General features: G+C 30.4%; 22 protein-coding genes. 9 read left to right on the top strand and 13 right to left on the bottom strand.

What is annotated here, in order from left to right:
* Positions 1 to 46 precede the first annotated feature (46 nt).
* From ACYX4H_RS03650 to ACYX4H_RS03610, 9 genes are all read right to left on the bottom strand, one after another.
* Positions 47 to 1,534: a hypothetical protein gene (locus ACYX4H_RS03650; RefSeq protein ID WP_476237857.1), complete on the bottom strand. Its 1,488-nt coding sequence runs from the start codon at positions 1,532 to 1,534 to the stop codon at positions 47 to 49.
* Positions 1,535 to 1,537: 3 nt separating this feature from the next.
* Positions 1,538 to 2,026: a protein-disulfide reductase DsbD domain-containing protein gene (locus ACYX4H_RS03645; protein WP_476237856.1), complete on the bottom strand. Its 489-nt coding sequence runs from the start codon at positions 2,024 to 2,026 to the stop codon at positions 1,538 to 1,540.
* Between the two features lie 15 nt (positions 2,027 to 2,041).
* Positions 2,042 to 3,226: a redoxin family protein gene (locus ACYX4H_RS03640; RefSeq protein ID WP_476237855.1), complete on the bottom strand. Its 1,185-nt coding sequence runs from the start codon at positions 3,224 to 3,226 to the stop codon at positions 2,042 to 2,044.
* 19 nt (positions 3,227 to 3,245) lie between these two features.
* On the bottom strand, positions 3,246 to 4,448 hold the full coding sequence (locus ACYX4H_RS03635) for a DUF4369 domain-containing protein (protein WP_476237854.1): 1,203 nt from the start codon (positions 4,446 to 4,448) through the stop codon (positions 3,246 to 3,248).
* A gap of 15 nt (positions 4,449 to 4,463) precedes the next feature.
* Positions 4,464 to 5,666 (bottom strand): DUF4369 domain-containing protein, encoded by a 1,203-nt coding sequence (locus tag ACYX4H_RS03630; protein ID WP_476237853.1) that lies wholly within the window; start codon positions 5,664 to 5,666, stop codon positions 4,464 to 4,466.
* A gap of 2 nt (positions 5,667 to 5,668) precedes the next feature.
* Positions 5,669 to 7,051, bottom strand: coding sequence for a TlpA family protein disulfide reductase (locus tag ACYX4H_RS03625; protein ID WP_476237852.1), 1,383 nt, complete (start codon positions 7,049 to 7,051; stop codon positions 5,669 to 5,671).
* Between the two features lie 175 nt (positions 7,052 to 7,226).
* Positions 7,227 to 8,762 carry a RagB/SusD family nutrient uptake outer membrane protein gene (locus ACYX4H_RS03620; protein WP_476237851.1) on the bottom strand — a complete coding sequence of 512 codons (1,536 nt, stop codon included), beginning with the start codon at positions 8,760 to 8,762 and terminating at the stop codon, positions 7,227 to 7,229.
* Positions 8,763 to 8,773: 11 nt separating this feature from the next.
* Positions 8,774 to 12,412 carry a SusC/RagA family TonB-linked outer membrane protein gene (locus tag ACYX4H_RS03615; protein WP_476237850.1) on the bottom strand — a complete coding sequence of 1,213 codons (3,639 nt, stop codon included), beginning with the start codon at positions 12,410 to 12,412 and terminating at the stop codon, positions 8,774 to 8,776.
* A gap of 158 nt (positions 12,413 to 12,570) precedes the next feature.
* Entirely contained in the window at positions 12,571 to 13,713 is a 1,143-nt protein-coding gene (locus ACYX4H_RS03610) for a FecR family protein (RefSeq protein ID WP_476237849.1), read from the bottom strand.
* Between the two features lie 137 nt (positions 13,714 to 13,850).
* On the opposite strand from ACYX4H_RS03610, the gene ACYX4H_RS03605 reads away from it, so the two are divergent.
* Complete coding sequence (locus tag ACYX4H_RS03605) at positions 13,851 to 14,417, top strand: RNA polymerase sigma factor (protein WP_476237848.1); 567 nt, start codon at positions 13,851 to 13,853, stop codon at positions 14,415 to 14,417.
* On the opposite strand, the gene ACYX4H_RS03600 is transcribed toward ACYX4H_RS03605, so the two are convergent.
* Positions 14,414 to 15,229, bottom strand: a complete 816-nt coding sequence (locus tag ACYX4H_RS03600; RefSeq protein ID WP_476237847.1) for a helix-turn-helix domain-containing protein — start codon at positions 15,227 to 15,229, stop codon at positions 14,414 to 14,416. The genes ACYX4H_RS03605 and ACYX4H_RS03600 overlap by 4 nt on opposite strands.
* Positions 15,230 to 15,427: 198 nt before the next feature.
* Here ACYX4H_RS03600 and ACYX4H_RS03595 point away from each other — a divergent pair, with 198 nt between their 5' ends.
* From ACYX4H_RS03595 to ACYX4H_RS03580, 4 genes are all read left to right on the top strand, one after another.
* Positions 15,428 to 16,432 carry a LacI family DNA-binding transcriptional regulator gene (locus tag ACYX4H_RS03595; protein ID WP_475295810.1) on the top strand — a complete coding sequence of 335 codons (1,005 nt, stop codon included), beginning with the start codon at positions 15,428 to 15,430 and terminating at the stop codon, positions 16,430 to 16,432.
* A gap of 319 nt (positions 16,433 to 16,751) precedes the next feature.
* A complete protein-coding gene (locus ACYX4H_RS03590) occupies positions 16,752 to 16,898 on the top strand; it encodes a hypothetical protein (protein ID WP_476237846.1) in 147 nt (48 codons plus the stop codon).
* Between the two features lie 116 nt (positions 16,899 to 17,014).
* A complete protein-coding gene (locus tag ACYX4H_RS03585; protein ID WP_476237845.1) occupies positions 17,015 to 18,847 on the top strand; it encodes a tetratricopeptide repeat-containing sensor histidine kinase in 1,833 nt (610 codons plus the stop codon).
* A gap of 13 nt (positions 18,848 to 18,860) precedes the next feature.
* Positions 18,861 to 19,535, top strand: a complete 675-nt coding sequence (locus tag ACYX4H_RS03580) for a response regulator (RefSeq protein WP_475295807.1) — start codon at positions 18,861 to 18,863, stop codon at positions 19,533 to 19,535.
* Positions 19,536 to 19,809: 274 nt separating this feature from the next.
* Here ACYX4H_RS03580 and ACYX4H_RS03575 read toward each other — a convergent pair whose 3' ends face one another.
* Complete coding sequence (locus ACYX4H_RS03575) at positions 19,810 to 20,310, bottom strand: DUF456 domain-containing protein (RefSeq protein ID WP_476237844.1); 501 nt, start codon at positions 20,308 to 20,310, stop codon at positions 19,810 to 19,812.
* 113 nt (positions 20,311 to 20,423) lie between these two features.
* Between ACYX4H_RS03575 and ACYX4H_RS03570 the strand changes: the two genes are divergently transcribed.
* Positions 20,424 to 20,900 (top strand): hypothetical protein, encoded by a 477-nt coding sequence (locus tag ACYX4H_RS03570; RefSeq protein ID WP_476237843.1) that lies wholly within the window; start codon positions 20,424 to 20,426, stop codon positions 20,898 to 20,900.
* A 10-nt stretch (positions 20,901 to 20,910) separates the two neighbouring features.
* Here ACYX4H_RS03570 and ACYX4H_RS03565 read toward each other — a convergent pair whose 3' ends face one another.
* Together ACYX4H_RS03565 and ACYX4H_RS03560 are read right to left on the bottom strand one after the other, a co-directional pair.
* Positions 20,911 to 22,035, bottom strand: a complete 1,125-nt coding sequence (locus ACYX4H_RS03565) for a glycosyltransferase family 2 protein (RefSeq protein WP_476237842.1) — start codon at positions 22,033 to 22,035, stop codon at positions 20,911 to 20,913.
* Position 22,036: 1 nt separating this feature from the next.
* On the bottom strand, positions 22,037 to 22,993 hold the full coding sequence (locus tag ACYX4H_RS03560) for a hypothetical protein (protein ID WP_476237841.1): 957 nt from the start codon (positions 22,991 to 22,993) through the stop codon (positions 22,037 to 22,039).
* Between the two features lie 27 nt (positions 22,994 to 23,020).
* On the opposite strand from ACYX4H_RS03560, the gene ACYX4H_RS03555 reads away from it, so the two are divergent.
* Genes ACYX4H_RS03555 through hemW form a run of 3 tightly spaced genes read left to right on the top strand, consistent with a single transcriptional unit; the run spans position 23,021 to position 25,466 of the window.
* Positions 23,021 to 23,662, top strand: coding sequence for an outer membrane beta-barrel protein (locus ACYX4H_RS03555; protein WP_476237840.1), 642 nt, complete (start codon positions 23,021 to 23,023; stop codon positions 23,660 to 23,662).
* Positions 23,663 to 24,220 carry a crossover junction endodeoxyribonuclease RuvC gene (gene ruvC, locus ACYX4H_RS03550; protein WP_476237839.1) on the top strand — a complete coding sequence of 186 codons (558 nt, stop codon included), beginning with the start codon at positions 23,663 to 23,665 and terminating at the stop codon, positions 24,218 to 24,220.
* 46 nt (positions 24,221 to 24,266) lie between these two features.
* Positions 24,267 to 25,466: a radical SAM family heme chaperone HemW gene (gene hemW / locus ACYX4H_RS03545; RefSeq protein WP_476237837.1), complete on the top strand. Its 1,200-nt coding sequence runs from the start codon at positions 24,267 to 24,269 to the stop codon at positions 25,464 to 25,466.
* The last annotated feature ends 8 nt before the right edge of the window (positions 25,467 to 25,474 follow it).

The raw sequence follows: 25,474 nt of genomic DNA, 5'->3' as shown, positions 1-25,474 counted from the left end.
GAGCTAATTAAAGCTCATTTTGAATACCTAATATTGTTGGGGAATATTAAGGAATTACAATATATTTAAAACCATCACCTTCAGAAAAGTAAAGGCTTTTATGGTTTTTCTTAAACCATTTTTTCCATTCTTTAGCCGATTCAAATGATTCATTAGTGTACCTTTTTAAGATACGTTTAGCCATTTCTGTGCGGTCTTTATTAACAAGCATAGTAATAGCGGTTTCTAAAATTTTAATATTGTTATTCGCTATTCCTAAAGCTTTAGCATCTTCATCTACATCACTCCAATATGTGTATCTTTCATTAGGAATTGGGTAAAAATAATCCATATTTTCAATATAATAATTCTCATACATAGCCCAATTTTCTCCAAACTTGTCCTTTAACTTTTGTGGCTCATGCCTAATAGTCCAAATTCTTGTATGTTTTTCTATAGGCATTCTTAACATCATATTTTCTAGTTGCGAGAGTTCTTCACCAGCATCTTTCTTTTCTTTTAGTTTTGCTTTGTTTTCCCTTCTTTTATCTAGGTCTTTGTTAACATAATGCAACCATGCAGCAGAACCTTCATCAGAAACCGTCCATTGGCTTTCTCTAAGATATTCTCTTAAAGGCATTCTTTTTATTTTTTTAGTAATCTGCTTTGTTCCTTTAAAAGGTGCTATGTAGTGTACAGCATTTATAAAAGCTAGTTTAGCACTCTCTGTTAAATATTCTGGTGCTGCAGCAAACCCCCAATGTAAAAAATTTGCATGACGCCCAATAGCAGTAGCTTCTACACCTTTAGAGTTGTTACCTCCAGAAATCCATTCGGCATCTATACCATTGTCAAAAGCGTAACCTGTAGAAACTAAACCTACAGGCATTCCTTTTCCTTCGGTATATCCTTCGGTTTGTATACGCCACATTTGCATTGTTTCTTCTAAATTTCTGCCTCCATATCTTGCCTTGTAGTTAGCAGGTGTTTCTATGGTTTCATAGGCTACACTTACTTTGTTAGGTGTGTTAAAAATAGGGTGATCTAATTTCATACCATGTGCATGAGCATCTAAACATAAACATAAATGGTCAATTTTTAAATCTCTTCCTTCTCCAATATATGCAGATGGTTCCCCAATCATTATTGTCGCAGCATTATAGTTTTCTGTTAAAAACTTTCTGGTTGTATAGCCTGTTATTTCTCCATTTTCATCTTTTGTATAGCCTCCTGCAAAATGCTTTAAGTACGCATCAATAATGGTAACATCATAATCAGATGCCATTTCTTCTTTAAATTCATCACCATATACTACTGTAACAGAATTAAAATATTGGCCAATAAAATTTTTAAAATCGTTAGTTCTAGATTTTCGTAATGCAACTTTGCGCTCTAGATTATTTGTTATTCTTTTTTCTCTATCTGTTAATGGTTTGTCTGGGTTTGTACCTACATACAATATTTTTAAATTAGACTTTTGTGTTTGACTATAGCCTGTAGGTACTAAAGCTATCATAATAATGATAAGCAAAATTTTATGTAGTGAATTTTTCATTCCTTAATTTTTTATAGTTAATAAAACGTCTTTTTGTGTAGGTGGTAAACAAATATTGGCATTACAGGTTTGGTAAAACAAACCACACTTTATAACATTATTGTTGTAGTAATTAGCCTCTATTTTTATTGATTGCTTAAACTGTATTTTACCAGTATACACATATAACTCTCCTTTTCCTGGATAAGCCTTAATAGTTGGGGTTTGAAGTTCACCTATACTAGTAACACCCTCAGGAAGTTTTAATTCTATTTTAGATTGTATGTATGGATCTTTTGGAGATACATAGGCATAAATATGGTAGCCCTCTAAAATTGTTGCATTAAAAATTAAAGTTTTAACCGTAGGATCTTCTGTAGAAACAATACTTGCATTAACTTTCACAGGATCTACAGGTGTAGGCGCATCAAACTCATTACCTCTAGTTTGTGCAACAATTGTGCAGTTAATAGCAACAAAAGCTATAAATACCATAAAATGTTTTATACGCATAATTTTTGTTATTAATTAGCTTTTAAGTAACTCTTCAAGCATTTTAAAGGCTTCTTCTCCGCTACCAACAAATCTTTTAATTATTTTTCCTCTTCTGTCTATTATAAACTTCGTAGGAAACCCTTGTACGTTAAACCTGTTTACAAAATTGTCTGGTGTATTTTTCTTATCACTCATTAATTGCATCCAACCGTAATTATTTTTATTTACAAAGGCTTCTATTTTTTCTTTTGTATCTCCAGAGTTAATACCAACAACTACTAAATTATCTTTATGTTTTTCTTGAAACTCTTTTACTTCAGGCATTTCTGCAACGCAAGGACCACACCATATACCCCAAAAATCTATAAGAACATACTTACCTTTTAGGCTGTTAATGTCAAAAATTTCACCATTTAAAGTTGCATTGGTTTTTATGCTTGGTACAGGAGAACCATCTGCAGTTTCTTTAATACCCTGTACTCTTGTTGCAACATCTTTATAATCTTTATAAGTAGCTAAATCTGTAGATAATACGCTAAATAGTTCTTCTGCTTGCTCATTAGTAACTTGGGTACGCAACATTAAATCGTTTAAATACCAAGCAGAAGCTAAAGCATTAGGGTTATTTTTTATATGATTAACTAGAGCATCTATAGATTTTTTAGAAATAGCTTCTGACTTTTTATTAATCTCTTCTTTTTTAGCTTTATCATCAGTATAGGTGCTTTCTACTGCTAAATTACCCATCTCATTATACATTGGGTACGTAAGTTTGTTAACTTTAGCTAAACCATCATTAAAAGCATCACCGCTTGGGTAGGCATCAAAATAATCTTTTGCTTCGCCTTTAATTGTGATATTTGCACCTGGCGATGCATATACCATTATAGAAGCACATTTAACAGGAAAATAACCTCTACCGCCTTTTGGTATTTTTGATAGTTTTTTATCTGGACCACTAAACTTAGGAAACACCCTTATTAAAGCAACTTTAGAAACGTTTGTTGTTAATTTAAATTTACCATTAGTAACTATAATAGAATCTGAAGGTGTGGTTCTAGAATACTCTTTATCTGGATGTCTAAAATATAAATTTCCTTTTAAGCCCTTAATCTCACCTGTAATTGTAAAAGTATTATCTTTATTTTGAGCGTTGTTTTTATTAAAGCTTATAAGCGCTATAAAGCAAACAAATAGTATTTTGTGTGTGTTTTTCATAGTGTATATTGTTAAATTTTTAAGACTTAAATAATTCTTTAAGTTTTGTATCTAATTCTTCCTTTGTAGGGTTTCTAAGTATAATTTTTAGGTTACTATCTAGTAAATAAGTAGTTGGTAAAAAAGGAACGCCATAGGCATCAGCTACATCTCCATTTCTTCCTATAGATTTTTTATTAACATCAAAAACATGCAACCAAGGCGTTTGGTCTTTTTGTATAGCATCTCTCCAATTTTTATCTTTATCACCAGTAGCTACACCTACAACCTCAAAACCTTCACTTTTATAGGTGTTATAAACCTTTTTTAACTTAGGAAAAGAAGCTCTGCAAGGTACACACCAGCTAGCCCAAAAATCTAATAATATATATTTAGCCTTAACATTAGATAGGGTTAAGTCATCTCCAGATACTGTTTTTAGAGTAAAATCTGGAGCCGTAGCACCTGCAACAAACTTTTCTACATAATCTTCATAGGTTTTTTTAATGAAATTAAAAGCACTAGACTTTACAGCATCACCTTTAAAAAGGTTATATACTGTTTTCATTTCTTCTCTAGACATCATAATTTCACTAAATGAAACTCCCATTATTTTAGGTCCAATTGGTGATGTAGGGTTGTTTTTTACAAAGTTTGTTTTAAACGTCTTAAGCTCTTCCTGTTGCTGTTTTTCTAAGGGCTCTAAAGCTTCCATTTTTTGCTTTACTTTATCCATTAAAGCAGCGTCTTTAGACTGTTTTGCGGCCATAACCATTTCTCTAAACCCTTTAAAAGCACCGTATTTATCTTGATTTTTAATGCTATCCATTTTTTGTAATTGTAGCTTGTAAAAATCTTGAGTTTTAGATCCTGTTACTTTGGCAGCATTGTATCCACTTGTTGCTTCAGAACTTAATACATCTATATCAATGGTTATTTTACTGTTTTCTAAATAAAAATATGCGCTAGTTTTTGTGCCAATATGTACACCTACCATATCTACATTAGCCACTTTACCTGTAAACTTAAATTTGCCATTAGTAATGGTAGTACTATCAATAGTAATTAAAGGGTCTGTAAATAATGATGGTGTGCTTTTAAGTTTTACCCAAGTACCATCTTCTGCTCCTTTAACATTACCTGTAATTGTATATCCGTTTAGTGCATTATTGGTTTTACAACTCATACAAAACAGACAACTAATAAGCAGTAATCCCGATAATTTTAACATAGTGCTTTTCATAATTCTACTACTTTATTAATGACCAAATAGCGCTTTAAGTTTAGCATCTAACTCTTCTTTGGTTGGGTTTCTTAATACAATAGTGTTATTAGCATCTACTAAAAATGTAGTTGGTAAATGAGGAACGCCATAAGCTTTTGCTATTGCTCCATAGGATGCTCTTCCATTTTTTACAGGTGAAGTATCAAATACATGCAACCACGGCGTTTGGTCTTCTTTAATAGCTTTACGCCATTTATCTTCAACATCTGCAGTACCTATACCAATAATTTCAAAACCATCATTTTTATATTCTTTTCTTAATTCTTTTAAATGAGGAAAAGAATTTCTACATGGCACACACCAGCTTGCCCAAAAATCTACCAATTTATATTTGGCATTTATTTTAGATAACGTAAGGTTATTGTTTTCTAAATTTTTAAGTGTAAAATCTGGTGCTGTATTACCAACACCTAAGTTTTCAAAATTATCTTTATAAACCTTTGTAATATAGTTTTTAAAAAATGATGTTTTACGGGCATCACCTGTAAATAAATTGTAATATTCTTTTAGTTGATCTTTACTCATTCTGCCTTCAGAATACTGAAACCCTAAAATATGTACAGCAACAGGAGAACTAGGATTTGCTTTTACATAATTAAACTTAGTGCTGGTATATCTTTCACTTTGTTCTAACATTAATGGTCTTAGTTCTTTTTGAAGCGCCGATACTTTATCCATATCTTTTTGATTTTTGCTTTTTTTAGCTGCAATAACCAAATTTCTAAGAGAGTCTAAAACCTTATACTTAGGGTCTTTAAAAACAGCTTTTGCTTCCTGATCTATTTTTGTGTACTCATCATGTGTTTTTGAACCGGATACTGTAGAAGTGAATCGCCAATCGTTTTCTTTTACATCAGACCAATTTATAGTTATTTCTATTGGACTATTTTCTAAAAAGAAACTACTACTTTTATCATTAATAACTAAGCTAACCATATCTGGGTGTTCTACTTTTCCTGTAAGTTTAAATTCACCATTAGCTATTTCTGTACTATTTATTGTTTTTAACTTAGAGCGGTCTCTATTTCCTTCTTCTACAATTTTTACTGTACCAGAACTTAAGCCTTTAATGGTACCTGTAATAGTGTAACCAGTAATAGTTTCTTGTGCATTTGGCTTGTTTTTACATGCAAAAAATATAGCAGCCACTAAGCATATTAAAATACTTTTTTTCATAATTATATATTTAGAGAATTAAATAATTCTACTAGTTTTTCATCTGAAGGTCTTGGAGCATTGGCTTGTACAATATTACCATTAGGGTCTAATAGTATAAATTGAGGAATACCCATAATTTTATAATCAGATACAAAAGAAGTGTTAAAATCGTTATCTGTAATTAACTGTATACCACCCATTTCTTTATCGGCAATCATAGCTTTCCATTTATCTTTGTCTTTTTGTTTATCTGTAGAAATGCTTACAAAATGAATGTTTTTACCAAGGTATTGCTCTTCTATTTTTTTTAAGAATGGAATTTCGTATTTACATGGCCCGCACCAAGTTGCCCAAACATCAATGTAAACGTATTTGCCTTTTAAATCATCTAAAGAAGTTGTGCCACCTGCATAATTCTCATAATTATGAAATTTAGGAGATGGTTGCCCTTTATCTAAAGCTTTTAGAGACTCGTGTAATTCTTTTATTTTTTTAATGTGTTTTCTGTTTGTTGATGCATTTAAAAAGTCTTGAAGATCTTTGTCTTTATCTTTTGACATTGGTAAACGCCTTGAAATAGCTTTATATAACTCGGCGTTTTTAATGATTGGGTTAGCGATATCAGCCATTGCTTTTGCATTCGCCTCTGGATAGGGCAAAGAATCTTTACTGTAATATTTCATAGCAGCACTGCGAATACTATTTGAAACCATGCTTTGATAATCTGATGAGTATAAATAATCTTCCCCGTTGTCAAGCGTAATTTCTTCCAATTCTTTTTTAAAGGCTTCAGAAGCTTTAAATTCTCGGTTTTTTGTTAAATAGCCATGCATTCTTTCATAACTAGATTTTTTAGCTAATCTTCCATAGTTAAGTGCTCTTAACTCTTTTTCTTTAATGTTTTCTGGAATATCTTTAAGTGAGGTAAGATGGTTTTCTAAATCTTTTTGAAAATTGGAAACATTAGCTTCAAAAGTAGTTTCATCCACATTAAAATTACTTTCTCTATCCATCATAAAATCAAAATTCTTAATGGCTTTGTTTACGTAGTAGTTGTTTAATTCTGCGTTACTTCCTTTTAGTTTCAGGCTTTTTAAAGCCTCTTTTTCATTGGCTTCAATATTAATATTAGCGCCTTGTTTTATATATGCAGCAAATCTTAAATTGCCAAAGCGTACATTGTATACACCGTTTTCTTCTATAAAAAGAGTATCAGAAAACATGCCTGTGTCTTTCACGTTAATTGTTTTTGAAAAACCATTTAACGAGCTCACTTTAAGTTCGCCACCTTTAGTATTGCTAATATTTCCAGAAAATAACGCATAGTTAACAGGAGTTTCTTTTTTACAAGCCCAAAGCATAGCAATTGAAAAAGCTATGGTAATAAATTTTAATTTGCCCATACTGTAATTTTTAAATAGTGTTTTGTGTTTTTATATATGAAGATTTTTAAACTATGTAACCCTTAATTTTTTTAGTTAATGATTTGTTAATTAACTAATGGTTTAAGAATAGTTTATAGGGAAAACAAGGCTTATAATCTATAAGCCTTGTTTAAAAAAATAACTAACAAAATAATTAATACTGATTTTGTTCTAGCTCTCCGTTTGAAATTAAAATTTCTTCATTTGGAATTGGAAAAGCGAATTTTCTAGATTTTACATCAAGTGTTGTTGTTATTGGCGCTTCGCCACCATTAATAGCACTTGAGTTAAAAGGGTAGAATGTTCTAGACAAGATTACATCATCAGATGCATCATCATTATTATTGTAACGTCTAATATCATACCACCTATGCACAAAAGGCATTTCTCTTCTGCGCTCTTCTAAAACTTTTGTTAAGGCTTCGTTTTGATTTAACGCGCTAAGTTCTATTGCATCTACAGGTGCAGTGGCATCCATTCTAGCAGCTCTTAGTATGTTTGCTGTTTGTAACCCGTCTGCCCAAGCACCTTGCCTAATTTGGCATTCTGCTTTAATTAATAGCATTTCTGGTACAGAAGGCCCACTTGGAATATCATCTTTAAAAAAGAAAATATAACCAGGATAACTAAATGGCGGTGCAAAGGCACCACGAGCATATGAATAGTCTTCAACTACGTGAAATTTATATCTTAAATCATACTGATCATCATAAAGATTAAGTAATTCTTGTGATGGCCAGTTTGCCCAATTAGGGTTTGACAAAAATCTGAAATAATAGGTTTCTCCAAATTCAAGCCTATCTTCTGCTACATTTTGTTGATCGTGTGTATAAGGATATAACAACTCAACGCGCTCTGGGGCAGGATTAAATATAGTTGCAAAAGCTGGTATATCAGAAAAACGCATATCTGTATTATAGTTTCTTAAATTACTATATTCATCTAATGCCTTTTGTGCATAATCTTGTGCCAAGGCATAATCATGTAATGCTAAATAATACCTAGCTGCAAACCCATTAACTGCAGCAGTGCTTGCACGCCAAGAGTTATTTAAACCATTAACTTGACTAAATTCTCTTGTGATTTTTAAAGCATTCATTAAGTTTGACTCTATAAAATTATAAGTTTCGCCTAAACTAACTCTGGCTGTACTTTCACTAAAACTTGTTGTTTGTTTTATAGGTAAGCCTAGTTCATCTAAATTAGTAGTAGAATAAGGTAAACAATAAACATTTGCCAAAACAAAATAACTGTAAGCTCTAATAAAATAACATTCGGCTTTTATATTGGCTTTTTCTTCTTCAGATGCTGCCACAGCGTCAATTTGTTCTAAAATATAATTGGCTGTAAATATTTTTTCCCACTCTGCTGGCCAACCAGAAAATCTGCCAGATTCATTGGCTGCTAACTCTGTGTTCCAAGTACCAAATATAGCACTAGCAGGAGTATATGCTCTATTAAAATTATCATGCATATTTGTGCTTAACTCAAAATCATCAGAACCGTAGAGTAAAGGAAAAATAGCTTCATCTGAAAATTCATTATAGTTATTTAATAACGCTTCAAAATCTTCTAAAGATTCTGGTGTTACCGAGTCGTTTTTAGAAGGATTTTCTTCTAAAAAATCATCACAGCTACTAAAAGCTGTTATTAGTAGTAATATTGCTATATATTTATATGTTTTTTTCATAGTGTTTTAGTTTAAAAGTTTAAATTCATACCAAATGTAAAAGTAGCCTGTGGCCTTAAAGTGCCTTTTGGAAACTCTGGGTCTTCATCAAAATCATTAAATAAAACCACACCAACATTATTTGCTTGCGCATAAAAACTTAAACTATTTAAGCCTAATTTAGATATTACTTTATTAGGTAAATTATAAGTTAAGTTAACTTCTTGAAACCTTATGTGGTCTGCACTTTCAGTTAAATAATTCATATAAGGGTAAAACCTATCATAGAAAAAATATCTAGATGAGATTTCTGGTATAGGTATAATGCTATTTGGGTCTCCGTTTGCAACTTCATTGTACTTTTCGTTTACACTAGTATTACCACCAGTAACAGCATTGTAATTAAAGCCTTGTCTTCTAAAAACATGGCCAAATTTACCTGTAACAATAAAGGATAGGTTAAAGTCGTGAATTTTAAATGAGTTTCTAAAACCTACTATAGTTGGTGCGTTGGTTGTACCTTGCGCCTCCATAAAAGTTCTGGCATCTCCATTAACAAATGTGGTTAATGGTGCTAATTCACCATCTACACCTATTACAGTTGGTTCTGGTGTGCCAGTACCAAAATCAAACATGCCGCCGTATTGGTAAGACCATAAGGTATTAGCATCAAAACCTTCTCTGTATGAAGTTGTTGGGCCAGCAGTTAAATCAGATGCTGTATAAACACCTCTTTCAAAAGTTGTAATTTCGTTTTTATTATGAGAAAAGGTTAAATTACCAGACCAAACAATGTTATTGCCATTTATTGGTAGTGTGGTACCTAAACTTACTTCAACCCCTTTATTCACCATTTCACCTCTGTTTAATAACTGGCTAGTTGTACCATACACAGATGTTAAACCTTGATTAACTATTAAGTCTTTACCTTGCTTGTTATAAACATCTATAGCACCATTTAATTTGCTGTTAAATAAAGAAAAATCTGCCCCTAAATTCCAGCTATAGGTTTTTTCCCATCTTAGTTGTGGGTTACCAAGGTCTGTAACACTAGCTGTTATTTGGTTTGTAACATCATTTAAGGAATTGCTTAAATTAATTAGTGGTGTGAATGATGCACTTGGTATTATGTTACCTCCTGCACCGTATGTTGCTCTTAGTGATAACCTGTCTACCCAATTAACATTATTCATAAATTCTTCTTTATCTACATGCCAACCCAAGCCAACAGACCAAAAAGGATCATAACGTAATTTAGGATCTGGAGCCACTATATTTGCGGCATCTGTTCTGTAGCTACCCGAAACGGTATATTTGTTATTGTATGTATAAGCTAAATTGCCATACATAGAAAAGAATCTATTTGTTCTTTCTGTAAATGAGTGTTCTGGAGCTAAATCAAAGTTGTAAAAAAAGCTACTGAAACGTGCTGGGAAAAAATTCCATAGTGAGTGGGTGTCTACATCAACTAATAAACGTGAAGTCGTTAATCTTTCTGGGTCATAACCAAAAGCAGCTGGGTTTGATGTTGTAGAAAACACTCTGTTTGACACTTCTGTTCCTGCAATAAAATCTATATTATGCTTATCACAAAAAGTACGATTGTAGCTTAACTGATTTCTAAAATTATACGATCTAATTTCGCTGCTACCTTGTTCTAAAATACCGCCTTTAGGAACTAATTGTGTTGGTACACCACCAAAATTCCATTCAGGACCCGATGTTTCGTTAATAAATTGGCGAACATCAAATGTTTTGTCGCTATAATAATTTTCTGCTTCAGAATTAAAAATTTCATATTGAATTCTAGAAGATAATTTCATCCCCTTTATTAAATCTAGAGTTAAGCCTGCATTTATTCTTGCGTTTAATTGCTTAGTGTTTAAGTCTCTATTGTTAATTTCGGTAATGGGGTTGTAAGACCAATCTGAGTAAGGAAAATTATTAAAAGGTACATAAGCATCTACATTTGGTCTGTAATAATGTAAATAAGACATATCTGTTAAACTGCCATCTTCATTTTTAAGCATATCCCATGGTGCTAAAGATTTTATAGTGTTTAACATACCTCCAGTACCAAATAACGGATCTGCCTGACCAGAATTAGTATCAATATCATTATGTTGTAACATGGCGCTAAACTCAAAATTAAGCCTGTTACTTAATTTTGTGTTGTTTCTAAAATTGATAAGATATTTTGTTTGTTTATCTCCTTGAAAATAGGTTTTGCTATCTTCATACATTAAAGATAAACTATTAGACATTTTTTCTGTACCGCCATTAATAGCAATATTGTGTTGCGTAACTAAAGGTGCGTTTAATAAGTTGTCTCTAATTTGCTTTTTATTATCTAAAGAAGAAAGATAGCTAAGTGTAGCGTCTCTTTCGGCTGTGGTAATTCTACCTAAGCGTGCCTCATTCATAGCTACAATAGCTTGTGAATATGAACCAAAATCTCTGGTGCTTGGGCTATTTCCTGGAGGGTTGCCTAAAACACTGCCAAAAAAGTTAGTATCAAAAGCAGCTTGCTCATAAGCTAATGTTTCTTGGCTGTTAGCTCTAGCTAAAGCATAATCTAAATCTATTTTACTAGAAGCTCTCACAAAAGATGACACAGAAACGTTTGTTCTTCCTTTTTTTCCTTTTTTAGTTGTAATAACAATAACACCATTTGCTGCTTTAGCCCCCCAAATAGAAGCTGCTGCGGCATCTTTTAATACAGTTACACTTTCTACGTCATTTGGATTAATAGTACCAAAACCTCCGTTAATATCGGGGCTGCTGCTGTTAGCAATTCCTAAATCTCCAAATATATTTAAGCCAGAATCTATTGGGAAACCGTCAACAACAATAAGCGGTTGCGCATTAGCGCTTAATGATGATTGCCCCCTAATTTGTATAGCTATGGAACCATCTGCATTGGTTGTTGTTTGTAAACCAGCCACAACACCTGTTAATCTTTCTGCAATACTAGTTGAAGGTTTTTCAATTTGATTTTTTGAAACACCTACATAAGAGCCCGTGGCACGTTCTTTAGAAATTTCTCGGTAACCAGATGATACAACTACAACTTCATCTAGAGAACTTAACTGTTCTTTTAATTCGATATTATAAATTGTTTTGTTTGGTGTAATTTTAGTTTTATAATATTCATACCCTAACCCAGAGGCTACTAAATAATAACCAACTTCGGCTTTTAAGGAGAATTCACCATCAATATTGGTAGCGGTACCTCTAACTATAAAATCACTAGATATTTTACCAGAACCAGGTTCTCTGCTAGACACATAAACAGTAATACCAGGTAAAGGCATGCCGTTTTTATCAGTTATAACTCCTGTTAAAACTAATTCTTGTACATCTGCAGCTTTTTTTATAGTTATGGTATTATTAGCTGAAATGTTAAACTTAAAATTGCCTTTAGAAAGACTTTTTTCTAGTAGTTTATTAGCTTTTACAGTGCCTTTTTTCACATCTACTTTTGGGTAGTTTTTAAACATATCAGATCTGTAAATAAACCTGTAGTCTGTTTGTGCTTTAATTAGATCAAAAACTTGATCAACTGAAAGGGTTTGATCTGTTTCAATTTTAACCTTAGCATTTTGAGACATAATGTTTGTGGACGAAAACCCAAAAACTGTTGTGCATAATAAGAATATGAATGTTCTCATAATGATTTTAGGGAGATTTTTTCTTAAAAGGAAAAAACCTTTTGTTAATTTAAATTCCATAAATTTGTTAGCGTTAATTAGTTAAACATTAATTAATTGAATTAGGGGAAGTTGAGGTTTGTGTTGTGAGAATTCCTAACCTCTTTTCCCTTTCTTTTTTACCTAAATATTATAGTTTTATTATTTATTTCATAAGGTACATTGTTAGTGTTATATATTGTATTTAATATTTCTTCAATAGTTTGATTTTTATCTAGTATTCCTGTAAACTCAATGTTTTCTACTTCCTTATTTACAAAAACAACATCAGAGTCATACCATCTTGTAAGCACTTTCATTATTTTGTTAAGTGGCATATCTTTAAAACTAAACACGCCATTTTTCCAAGATATTACACTGTAAATATCAGTAACATTATTTATGGTTAAGTTGTTAGTTTCTTTGTTTAAAATTGTTTGCTGGTTTGGTTTTACAGCAACAATACTAGCGGCCGATTTTAGGTTTATTTTACCTTCAATAAGTGTAGAGTAAATTTCATTTTCATTATTGTAAGCTTTAATATTAAATTGTGTTCCTAAAACTTCAATTTCTTGGTTGTTGGTGGTTACACTAAATTTGGTACCGTTGTTTTTATGGCTAGGAGAAACATCAAAATAAGCTTCGCCATATACCAATTCAACTTGTCTTTTTTCTGTGTTTGAAAAACTTGCAGGATATTTAAGTTTAGATTCTGAGTTTAGCCAAACTTGGGTGCCGTCATCTAATTTTAAATAATATTGTCCGCCTCTTGGAATAGTTAAATAATTATATGCAATTTCATTGTTTGCTTTATTGGGCTTGTTATATATTATTTCTTCGCCATTACTAGAAATACTACTAGTTATGTAATCTTTCCCTTTAGTTAATGTTATGTTTGTACCATCATCTAAAGTTAAAATGGCTTTATCTGTACCTGTTTCAATATTGTTATTTACAATAACAGGTGTGTTGTTGGTTTGGTTTTTATTATTTAGTAAAATTGAAGTAGCTATTAAAATAGTAACTGAAGCTGCAACGGCATATTTAAATATAGCCTTTTTGTAAAACGGAATTACTTTAGGTTTTTTGTTAATATGTTTCCAAACGTTGCTCAAAGCTTCATCTACATTTACGCTATTGTAAGCGTTATTTAGGTTAAAATCATCTATTATGAAATCTTTAAAGATTTTTTGATTTTTAGGTTTTTTTAACCAGTCTCTTAGCTTATTTAGTTCTATATTATCAATAGAATTGGTTAAGTATTTAATAATTATCTTTTTCAATTTTTTAGAAATTATGTGGTGTTATATTTAAGTGTCGGTTTTGTTTTATAAAAACCCTTAAAAGAATTTAACATTTTTTTTAAATTTTTTTTTTACAATATATATTTTCACATTTGTGGTTAACAATGGGGTAATTAATGCAAGATTTAGATCTTATACATGCTATAAAATTAGATGATAAGAATGCTTTTGAGGTATTGTTTCAAAAGTATTATGAAAACCTTGTGAATTATGTTTTGGTATACACACAGCATAAGCCTACAGCGGAAGACATTGTGCAACAAATGTTTGTAAATATTTGGGTAAAGCGTAATGAGCTTAATGTAACAAAATCTGTTAAAGGATATTTATACACGGTAGCGCATAGAGCTTATATTGATTTTTACCGAAGTACTAAACGCAGAAATGCTTTTTTTGATGAATTAAAAGAAAAAGCTTTAAGAGATGCTATTAAAGAAAATAAACACATTGTTAAACAACGTGTAAAAAAATTACAACAAATTGTTGAAGCGTTGCCACCTAAGTGTAAAGAAATTTTAGAGCTTAATAAATTGCAAGGGCTCAAATACCAGGAAATTGCGGATAAACTACAAATTTCTGTTAAAACTGTTGAGTCACAAATGCGAATTGCATACCAACGTATAAGAGAAGGTTTTGATAATGACTCTACAGTGTTAGTGTTTATTTCAGGTTTGTTTAATTAATAATGTAGTTTATAAGCGCTAGGTGTAAAGCCAATATGCCTTTTAAAATATTTTGTAAAGTGTGAGTTGTCTTTAAAAGATAGTGTATATGCAATTTCGGTAATAGTTTTGTCTGTGTACAGTAGTAATCGTTTTGCTTCACTTAAAATATAATCTGAAATTACTTCTGAAGCAGATTTCCCGCATTCATTTCTGCAACTGGTATTTAAATTTTGCGGACTGGTGTTTAGCAATTCAGCATAATACTCAACACTATTTGATAGTTTGTTTTCATTAGTTAATAAATCTGTAAATTTATGATATAAACTGTTGTTTAACTGTTGGTCGTTACTGTTAAATTGTAAAAGTTTACCTAATAAAGCTTTTAGTAAGCCTTCAATAATACTTCTATTTTTAGTTTCACTTTTGTATTCAGAAGTTAATAATTCAAAAATGGTTATAATAGAGGTGTTATCTTTTGGTGTAAAATGTGTAAAGGCACTTATTTTAAGTAATAATTGGTGTAATTCAATATCAGCACAATCATCAATAAAGTCTTTTTTTATAATAATTACAAAGCCTTCAGGTTCTGAAGTGATATCCCAAAAATGGACTTGCTCTTTTCTTATAACAAAAAAAATAGGCGGTTTAATAGTAATTTTTAAGTTGTCTATGGCATGAAACCCTGATGCGTTTGTAAAGTAAACAAATTCTAAATATTTATTGTGTTTATGCGGTGCTGTTTTTCTAACGCTTTTTTTAAAAGGTTCAATTTTAATGGTGTCTATAGATTGGGTTTTGTCTTTTATTTTTAAAACAGCAGTGTCTTTCATTGTATAAAATGTCAATTTACAAAAAACACAAATTTAGTGCTTACTTTTAGTTAATACTTAAAATTTAAGTTCAAATTAGGTAGCAAAAGGGTTTTATTAACTAATATATAATTTTTATATAGTTTTAGTTTGTAATAAATTCATACTTTTTTGCTTAAAGTTATTTTGTAAATTGCACCGCATACTAATACATTATATATGGTAACATTAAAGCAGTTAGCAAAAGAGTTGAATGTTTCAATATCTACAGTTTCAAAAGCACTTAATAATAGTGAGGAAATTGGCGAAGAAACCGTTAGGCGTGTTAAAGAACTTGCAGAACTGTATAATTACAAACCCAATAAAGTAGCTTTAAGTTTAAAGCAAAATAAAACCAAAACTATAGGGGTTATTATTCCAAATATTTTAAATCATTTTTTAGCTAAAGTATTATTTGGTATAGAAAGAGAAGCAACAAAGCTTGGTTACAATATAATAACGTGTATTTCAAACGAATCATTAGATAAAGAAAAAGAAAGTTTGCAAATTTTAGCAAATGGTAGTGTAGATGGGTTTATACTAAGTGTAGCTGAAGAAACTCAAATTAAAAATGAAGTAGATCATTTTAAAAAAACCATTAGTCAAGGGCTTCCAATTGTAATGTTTGACAGAGTTGCACATGATGTAATGTGTGATAAAGTTATAGTTGATGATTTTGATGCAACTTACAATGCAACAAAAGGCCTTTTAGAAGAAGGCAGAAAACGTATTGCTTTTATTAGTAATATAGACCAAATAAGTGTTGGAAAACTTAGAGAACGTGGTTATACAAAAGCTATTTTAGAAAACCACGATATGGAGCCTGTTTCACTAATAATTAAAAAGAAAGACGATCATCAAAAGAAAATAAAATCGTTTTTAAAGAAAAATAAAGATGTTGATGGCGTTATTGCCGCCGATAGCTCATCAGGTATTATAGCCATTAATACTGCTGTAAATCAAGGTAAAAAAGTACCTAGAGATATGTCTGTTATAGGTTACGCTAGTAAAGCAGATTCTTATCATACATTACCAAAACTTACCACTGTAAGACAACACGCTAAAGTGATTGGTGCAAATGCAGCCCAAATGCTAATTCATAGACTTCAGAATATGCATTTAAATGAAGATGTTAAAACTAAAATAGTGAAAACCAGCTTAGTAAAAACCAAGTCTGTTTTGTAAGAAAAAAACATCAAAATATCTTTTCAACGTTTTTATTTGCTTTTTGTCGATTTTTTGTTTTTTAATCGAACACTTTAACCTAGTTTAGCAACGCTTAACAGAATTAACCCCCTCAATGTTAAGTTTTATTAATCCATTTTATTTAAGTGATATTTTATCACAAATTCCCTCATAATTAAATTGCGTGGTTTTCTACGATAATTTAAGGTTAATTATTCCATTTTACCCTCAACAGTTTGGTTTTGATGTATTTCAAAATCTCAAACACGCGTATTTTTTAAAATTTAAATAAATAATTAAACCTTAAAACCTAAAAATTATGAAAGCCCTAAAAATTACTTTAGCAATTGCAGTTTTATTAGCAACTTTAACGTCTTGTACTAAGCAAGATTTAAATGAAGACGATGTATTAGAATCTCCTAATACTAAAGAAGCACCTTATACTGGTGGTAACGGACAAGACTAGTTTTAAAGTTCTATCATATTTATTAAATCCTATGCTTTCGTATAGGATTTTTTTGTTTAAGCACTTTTAGTTTTAAATTATTACTATAAATTTGAGAATAAAAAATTATTATTTTCTTGAAGTTTAACTTACTGCATATAGTTTTAATGTGTGTGTTTTTAACAACAAATGCACAAATAACTAAAAATTTAGAGTCTATAGATTCTATTCAAAAGCAACTAAAGTTGTTAAAAACAAACGATTCTTTAGAAATAGCCGGCAAGTATTTTCAAATTGGCGAAATTTACAGGAAGTCTTTGTTAGGCGATAGCGCATATCATTATTTAAGAAAAGCCGAAAAACTATTCAAAACCTATAATAGTAAATACGAAAGTGCTATGGCGCTTTATGGTATAGCAGTAAGCCAGACTTACGATAAGGATTATACCGGAAGTGAGCTAACATCTACCGAAGCTAGAGCTATTTTAAATGAGCTACCACCAACAAATAATGTTAATAAGTATAAAGCATACATTTTTAATAATTTAGGAATTGTTTATGATGAGTTAGAACAGTTTGATGAATCTATTAATTATTATGAAAAATCATTACAATTAAAACGCGGCTTAGATGGTGATTTTGAGAGAAGTATAGGCTTAACCTTAAATAATTTATTAAAAGTTTACAGACGAGCTGGACACTATAATTTAGCTATTGAAAAATTTAATGAAATAGTTGCAAATAAAAGCCTTATTAAAAATTATCCTGATGTGTATGTATTAGCATTAGGCAATTATGCAAATACATTATATCAATCTAAAAAGTATCAGCAGTTACCAGGGTTGTATTTAAAAGCATTAAAAATTAGTGATAGTATAGGTGGTAGGTATAACTCTATAATACTACATCAGCATTTAGCCGAATTTTATAATCATCTAAATAAAAAAGACTCAGCTAAATATTATGGCTATAAAGCCAAAGCGCTTTCAGAAGAATTTAATAATGATGATTTATTAAAATCGTTACTTATTCTTTCAAAAATAGAAGAAGGTGAAGTTGCTGCAAATCATTTAAGAAACTATGTGGTTTTAAATGATAGTTTACAAAAAATAGAACGTGCCAGAAGAGACAAATTTGCAAGAATTAGGTTTGAGACTAAGCAAATAGAGCAAGAAAATATTCGTATAAATAAAGAACGTATGTGGTTGCTAATAATAACTATTGTTATAATTATAACTTCATTTTTACTATACTTAATAATATTGCAACGTAATAAAAATAAAGAACTACAGTTTATACAAAAACAACAAGCAGCCAATGAAGAAATTTATAATTTAATGCTATCACAAAACGAGCGCATTGAAGAGGCTAGAGCTTTAGAAAAAAAGCGTATTTCAGAAGAATTACATGATGGTGTTTTGGGGCGCTTATTTGGCACTCGCTTAAGTTTAGATAGTTTGAATATGAATAATACAGAACAAGCTGTAAAAAACCGTAGTCTGTACATAAGCGAGTTAAAAACCATAGAAGAAGATATTAGAAAAGTATCACATGAACTGAATACAGATTTTGTTGCTGGTGCCGGTTTTATAGATATAATCAAAACCCTTGTAGATACCCAAACATCGGTATATAACTTAGAATATAAGTTTCAGCATGATGATATCATTAATTGGGATGCTATAACTAATAAAAACAAAATTCATATTTATAGAATCATTCAAGAAGCATTGCATAATATTCATAAACATGCTAATGCTTTATTTGTTAAAATTAGTTTTAAACTAAAAAATAATGTAATTTGCTTATCGCTTGAAGATAATGGAAAAGGCTTTGATGTAGATAAAGCTAAATCTGGTATAGGTTTAAAAAATATTACATCAAGAATAAACGACATTAAAGGCAAACTAAACATAACATCAACAAAAAACAAAGGAACCATTGTAACCATTGAAGTTCCTATAGCATAGAACCCTAGTTTTTATGACTGAAAAAATTAAAATTTTAATGATTGATGACCATCCAATGATTATTGAAGGTTATCAAAACACTCTGTTATTCACAAAAAAAGATTCTCAAGATTTACAAATACACATAGCAAATAATTGTGATGAAGCTATAAAACGCATCGATAAATCAATAAAAGAAAATTACCCATATGATTTATTATTTGTTGATATAAGCCTGCCGCCTTCTACAGATGGCACAATGAGTTCTGGAGAAGATTTAGCAGAATACGCAAGAGCTATTCTACCCAAAGCAAAAATTATTGTTTTAACAATGTTCAATGAATCATTTAGAATTCACAACATTATAAAAAATATTGAACCTGAAGGTTTCTTAATTAAAAGCGATTTAACTTCTAGTGAGCTTGCAAGTGCATTTCAAGCGGTATTAAATAATCCGCCATTTTATAGCGGTACTGTTAATAGTTATATTAAAAAAGTTATAGCAAGTGATATTGTGATTGATGAAAAGAATAGAAAAATATTATTTTTGCTATCGCAAGGCATTAAAACAAAAAATTTAGCATCGCATTTAGATATTTCTTTAAGTGCTGTTGAAAAACGGAAAAAACAGTTAAAAGAACTTTTTAATGTTGAAGACGGACAAGATGAAACTCTATTAAATGAAGCCAGAAAAAAAGGTTTTGTTTAGTTTTTTTTAATTTATTCGATGAAAGGCAATTAGTGTTAAAAGTATAGCAAACGTCTGTGTTTTAAAGGGTTTTATATTGAAATTACGCGCGTACTACTCAAAAAATACTCAATTCCATACTTAATTTACGGTTTTTCCACAACCCTAATTGGGCTTGTTTTTGTATCTTTGTAGTGTCAACACTTCAAAAATTAATTAATCCCTCAATTTTTTTTGTTGATAATAGCAATTTACAGCCCTGTGGAGGTGAGAGACCCACAGGGCTCTTCTTTTTCTAATTGATTATTAGGTTTTTGTATTCCCAAAGGGTTGCAATAAATAAACCTAAATAAACCATAGCAACAATAAATTTTATAAAAGTAGAAGTTAAAAAGCCAATAAAGGAACCAAAAGCAGCTTTTAATGCTTTTTTACTATTGTTTTCATTTAAAATTTCACCAAAATACGCACCTAAAAAAGGTCCTATAATGATACCAAACGGTATTGGTGTAATTAGTCCAATAATAAGCCCTACAGATGTGCCAATAACGCCATATTTGCTACCGCCATATTTTTTTGTGCCAATTGCAGGTATAATATAATCTAGAACCCATATTAAAATGGCTATTAAAAATGTTACTATTAAAAAAGCTTTGTTAGCAGGTATGGTTTTGGTTAGGTGTAAAATTAAAAGACCTACCCAACTAGTTATTGGTCCAGGTAAAATAGGTAAAAAACTACCAATGATACCTAAAACCATAAATAATAATGCTATAATAATTAATAAAATGTCCATAAAAATGTATATATAATATATAGACCCAATTTGTATGTAAATGTTACAAATTTGTATAAATGTTAAAATTAAAAACCAAAAAAATCGTACTTTACGCACATAGTTTTTAATCTATGAAGCAGGCCTTTGGTTTTATATTGTTAACTTTTTTTACTTCGTGCCAGTATTTTGAGGCTAAAAAAACAACTTCTGAAGCCATTTTAAACGAAGAACTTAAAACCTTTAATTGGGATGAGGTTGATGTGTATCCATCGTTTTCAATATGTGATTCTCTGGCAACTAAAGCCAGTAAAAAAGTATGTTTTGAGCATACGTTGTCTACACATATTTTAAATTATTTGCAAGATGAAATGATTGTAGTAACGCAGGATGTTAACGACACCATTAAGCTTAACTTTAAAGTTTCAGAAAACGGTGTTGTTACATTGCATCAAACAAATATTGATAGTTTAACGCTGCATGAAATACCTAATTTAAAAGAGTTGATAGAAGCTAGTTTACAAACTTTGCCTAATGTGTATGCTGCTATAAAGCGCGATCAGTATGTAAAAACAACATTTACATTGCCAGTAATTATTGGGGTAGAATAATTAATATGTGTTATTTTTTAAAACGTCTGTCTTTCCACTTATAGGTTTTAAACACCGAAATAAAAACAACATATACACTAAAAAAAGGGTAACACAAAAACGCAAAAATATAATATTTTAAGATTTGTTTTTGGTTAAAAAAAGACGCTGTTTTGTAAAGTAAAATAAAATCAATACTAAATTTTATACCCGCAAAAAATACTAACAGATTAAAAGTAGTTAGTTTTAAAATAGCAAGTAGCATGAGTACTAAAAATAAACTATTTGTTAATAAAACTGTTAGCCCTGTAAATTTACCAAACCAATGTTTATATGCGCTAGCTTTTGATGCCCACCGTAACCGTTGATTAATTAAACTTTTAAATGAAGCTTGAGCTTTAGTAGTAACTATGGCATCTTTATTTTTTAAATAGTGTAATTTATCTGGTTGGTGTTTTACTACCTTTTCTAAAAAAAATACATCATCTCCACTGGCAATAGTTTCATTACCATTAAAACCATTAAGTTTGTTAAATAGCTTTTTTGTATACGCAAAATTAGCTCCGTTACACATAAACGGTCTGTTAATACCAAAACTACCCATGGTGGAACCTTGTAAACTTAAAAAGTCTAAAAGTTGAAACTGTTCAAAAAAACCAGTGGTGTTACTATATGTTACGGGCGCTACAATACATGCTGTATTATAGTTTTTAATAAAGCTATTAAAGCTATTAAGCCAATTTACAGGTAATTCGCAATCGGCATCAGTGGTTATAATCCAAGGGTTTTTTATTTGTTTTATTGCCGTTGAAATAGCATCTTTTTTTGGTGAATTTGATACACGTTTATTGTTGATTATTTTAAAATTCACGTTGCTATTACTAAAGAAATTTTCTATAATTTCAACAGATGCATCTTTTGTATCATCATTAACAAACAAACATTCAAAACACGATTTGGGGTAATTTAAAAATGCTATAGTTTGAAGTAAATTGGGTAAGTTTTCTGCTTCATTTCTAAAAGGAATAATAATAGAAAATGAAGTGTGTTTTGATGTTTCGGTAATTTCAAAAACATCAACTTTTCTAAACCCGTAAATAAAACTTCCTATTAAAAAAAGGTATAAAAATATGATGCAACAAGTTATTAGTAGCATGTTAATTTTTAGTGTTTGGTAATTTAAATATAAGAACAAAATAGCTGCCAATAATACTTGGTAGCACAAAATTTAAAAGCCACATAATTGTTGTAATACTTAAAATTATAGAGGCATTAATGCTTAAGAAATCAAATAAATACAAGGCTACGCTGCCTTTTATTGCTATATCAAAAATAAATATTGAAGGTATAACCGATGCTAGAAAATACATAGATGTAATGTAAATCATGGCATGGAAATAATCAATGTCAACTTTAAAAATAATAAGCAATAGATAAAATTGAAATGAAAAAATAAAATAACGTAGTAATGATAAAACAAAGGTTGAAAAAAGTATATCATTTGGTAATAATTTAAAGAAAGCAATCAGTTTACTAAAAGAAAATGCATAAAATTTTTTCAAGATAAAAAACGCTAAAGTCAACAAAAAAGAAACAATTAAAATAATATTAATTAGTTTAAAGTGGTTTAATTGTAAGTTGTTTTTAGTAACAAAAAACAACAAACCAATAACACCAAATATTGATGTTATAAACATTAAAGAGGTGTTGCCTATAAGGTTTAATAACATTATTTTTTTACGTAAGTTTTTGGGGTAAAATAGTGCTTTTGCACCATATTCGCCAATGCGGTTTGGTGTAATTAAAGAGGCCGTTAAACTACCTAAACATTGTTTTAAGGCTTCTGTAACACTAATTTTTTTTAATGTTGAAACAAGCTGTTGCCATTTTAAAATTTCTAAAAACCAATTAAGGACACTTAAAACAAGTAAAAATAGTATGGTTTTTATAGAAAATAAAACTGTTGTGTTTAAAAAAGACTTAAAAACGGCAAGGTTAAAATCTGGATTACTTAATAGTTTTTCAACTATAAAATAAAATGCACCAATTACAATGCTTATCTTAATAAGTACAAAAAAGAAATGCTTAGTTTTGTATGAAAGCGCAGTATTCATTTGTGCAAATTAAACCATATTTTAAGTATGATAACAGCTTTTAAAAAATATACAGCAACCTTTTGTTTGTTGTTTTTATTTTTTGGTGTAAAAACCATGCAATCTCAAGATAGTAAAAGTAGGTTGAAAGCACAATTTGCTTTGGGTGTTAATAGTCCGTCAAGTAATGGTTTTGTTCAAGGTTTTGAAGGGCAAACATATAACTTTCCATCAGTGAATTTAGGTTTGCAATATATGTTTACACCAAAATTAGGAGCCAAGTTAGATTATGGATTTAATCGTGTTAAAAATCAGGACAACGCACAAGAATTCAAGTTAAACTACTCAAGAGTTAATGCTCAAGCTGTTTTAGATGTTAATGAAACACTAAACTTTTTACCTCCAAGATTAGGTGTGTTTTTACACGCAGGCCCGGGATATTCTATGGTGAAGCCTTTGGGTAATTATACCAATAATAAAACGTCATTTTTAAACATAATGGCTGGGGTAGAGGTACATTATGGTATTTCAGATAAATTGTCTGTGTACACTGATGTGTCATATATTAAAGGATTTTCAAAAGATTTTGAGCCAATTCAAGAAGGCTTTGGCGCTTTTAATGGTAATATGTTAACACTAACTTTTGGCGCCTCTATTTCGCTTAGCGGATGTTATTTTTGTAATCAGTAAATGGAAGAACGTATTATTTTAGGCATAGACCCAGGAACAACCATTATGGGTTTCGGACTCATAAAAGTGGTTGGTAAACGCATGCAATTTTTACAATTAAATGAGTTAGATTTAAAAAAATACAATGACCATTACCTAAAACTAAAGCTCATTTTTGAACGTACCATTGAGCTCATAGAAACACACAACCCCGATGAAATTGCTATTGAAGCACCTTTTTTTGGCAAAAACGTACAAAGTATGTTAAAGTTAGGTAGGGCGCAAGGTGTTGCTATGGCTGCGGGTTTAAGTAGAGAAATTCCTATTACAGAATATTTACCAAAAAAAATTAAAATGGCCATAACAGGCAATGGAAATGCAAGTAAAGAGCAGGTAGCAAAAATGTTGCAAAGTTTATTAGGTATTAAAACACTGCCTAAAAATCTAGATGCTACAGATGGTTTGGCTGCGGCGGTGTGCCATTTTTATAATTCTGGTCGTGTTCAAGTTGGTAAAAGTTATTCGGGTTGGGCAAGTTTTGTAAAACAAAACCCTGATAAAGTAGGCGGTAAGAAATAATATCACCAATAAAGAAATTATAAACTTAGGCTGAATACCTCACTAAATGGCTGGCATCTACATTCACATACCATTTTGCAAACAAGCATGTTATTATTGCGATTTTCATTTTTCAACATCCTTTAAGAAAAAAGATGCTTTAATTAATGCACTTGTTGAAGAAATTAAATTACGCAAACACACATTTCAAAATAAAATAATTGAAACTATTTATTTTGGTGGTGGCACACCTTCATTATTAAATATTAAAGAGTTACAGTTGTTAATAGAAGCTGTATATAATAATTTTGAAGTAATTGAAAACCCCGAAATTACTCTAGAAGCAAATCCTGATGATTTAACCTCAGAAAAGATTATTGCATTATCAAAAACCCCAATAAATAGGCTAAGTATTGGCGTACAATCGTTTTTTGATGACGATTTAAAAATGATGAACAGGGCACACAATGCTTCCGAATCTAAAAAATGTTTAGCCATAGCAACACAATATTTCAATAATATTACCATAGATTTAATTTACGGCATTCCTAAGATGTCGCTTCAAAAATGGCATAAAAATTTAGAAATAGCCTTTAGTTTTTCAGTTAATCATATTTCAAGCTACGCACTAACCGTTGAGCCCAAAACGGCTTTACACAGCTTTATAAATTCGGGTAAATATCCACCATTAGATGAGGCTTTAGCGCTTCAACATTTTAACCATTTAGTTGAAACAACAGCGCAAAATGATTTTGTGCATTATGAAATTTCAAACTTTAGTAAACCTCAGTTTTTTTCAAAACACAATACAAGCTATTGGAAAGGTAAATGGTATTTAGGCATAGGGCCATCGGCACATTCGTTTTTTGGTGACCAACGTGCTTGGAATGTGTCTAATAATACAAAATACATTAATGCAATTGAAAAAAAAGAACTACCAATAACGGTTGAAAATTTATCAAACACAGATAGGTTTAATGAGTATGTTATGACAGGTTTACGAACCATTTGGGGTGTGTCTTTTAACAGCGTTGAAACAGAATTTGGAAGTAAAACACTTCAGCATTTAAAAAAAGCAGCAGAAAAATTTATTAATGAAAATTTGCTTGTTATTGTGAATGAAGCGCAGCCAATTTCAGCATCAAAAAAAGATGTTTTTTTAGAAAACAAAAACAAAAACAAAAACAAAAACAACGTACTTAAAACAACAGAAAAAGGAAAATTTTTGGCAGACGGAATTGCTGCTGAACTATTTATCTTGAGTTAAAAAACTTA

This window comes from Seonamhaeicola sp. ABD4_340 (genome assembly GCF_056312135.1).
Note: the sequence above shows the minus strand (reverse complement) of the source record. Positions and strands in the feature narration are given on the sequence as shown.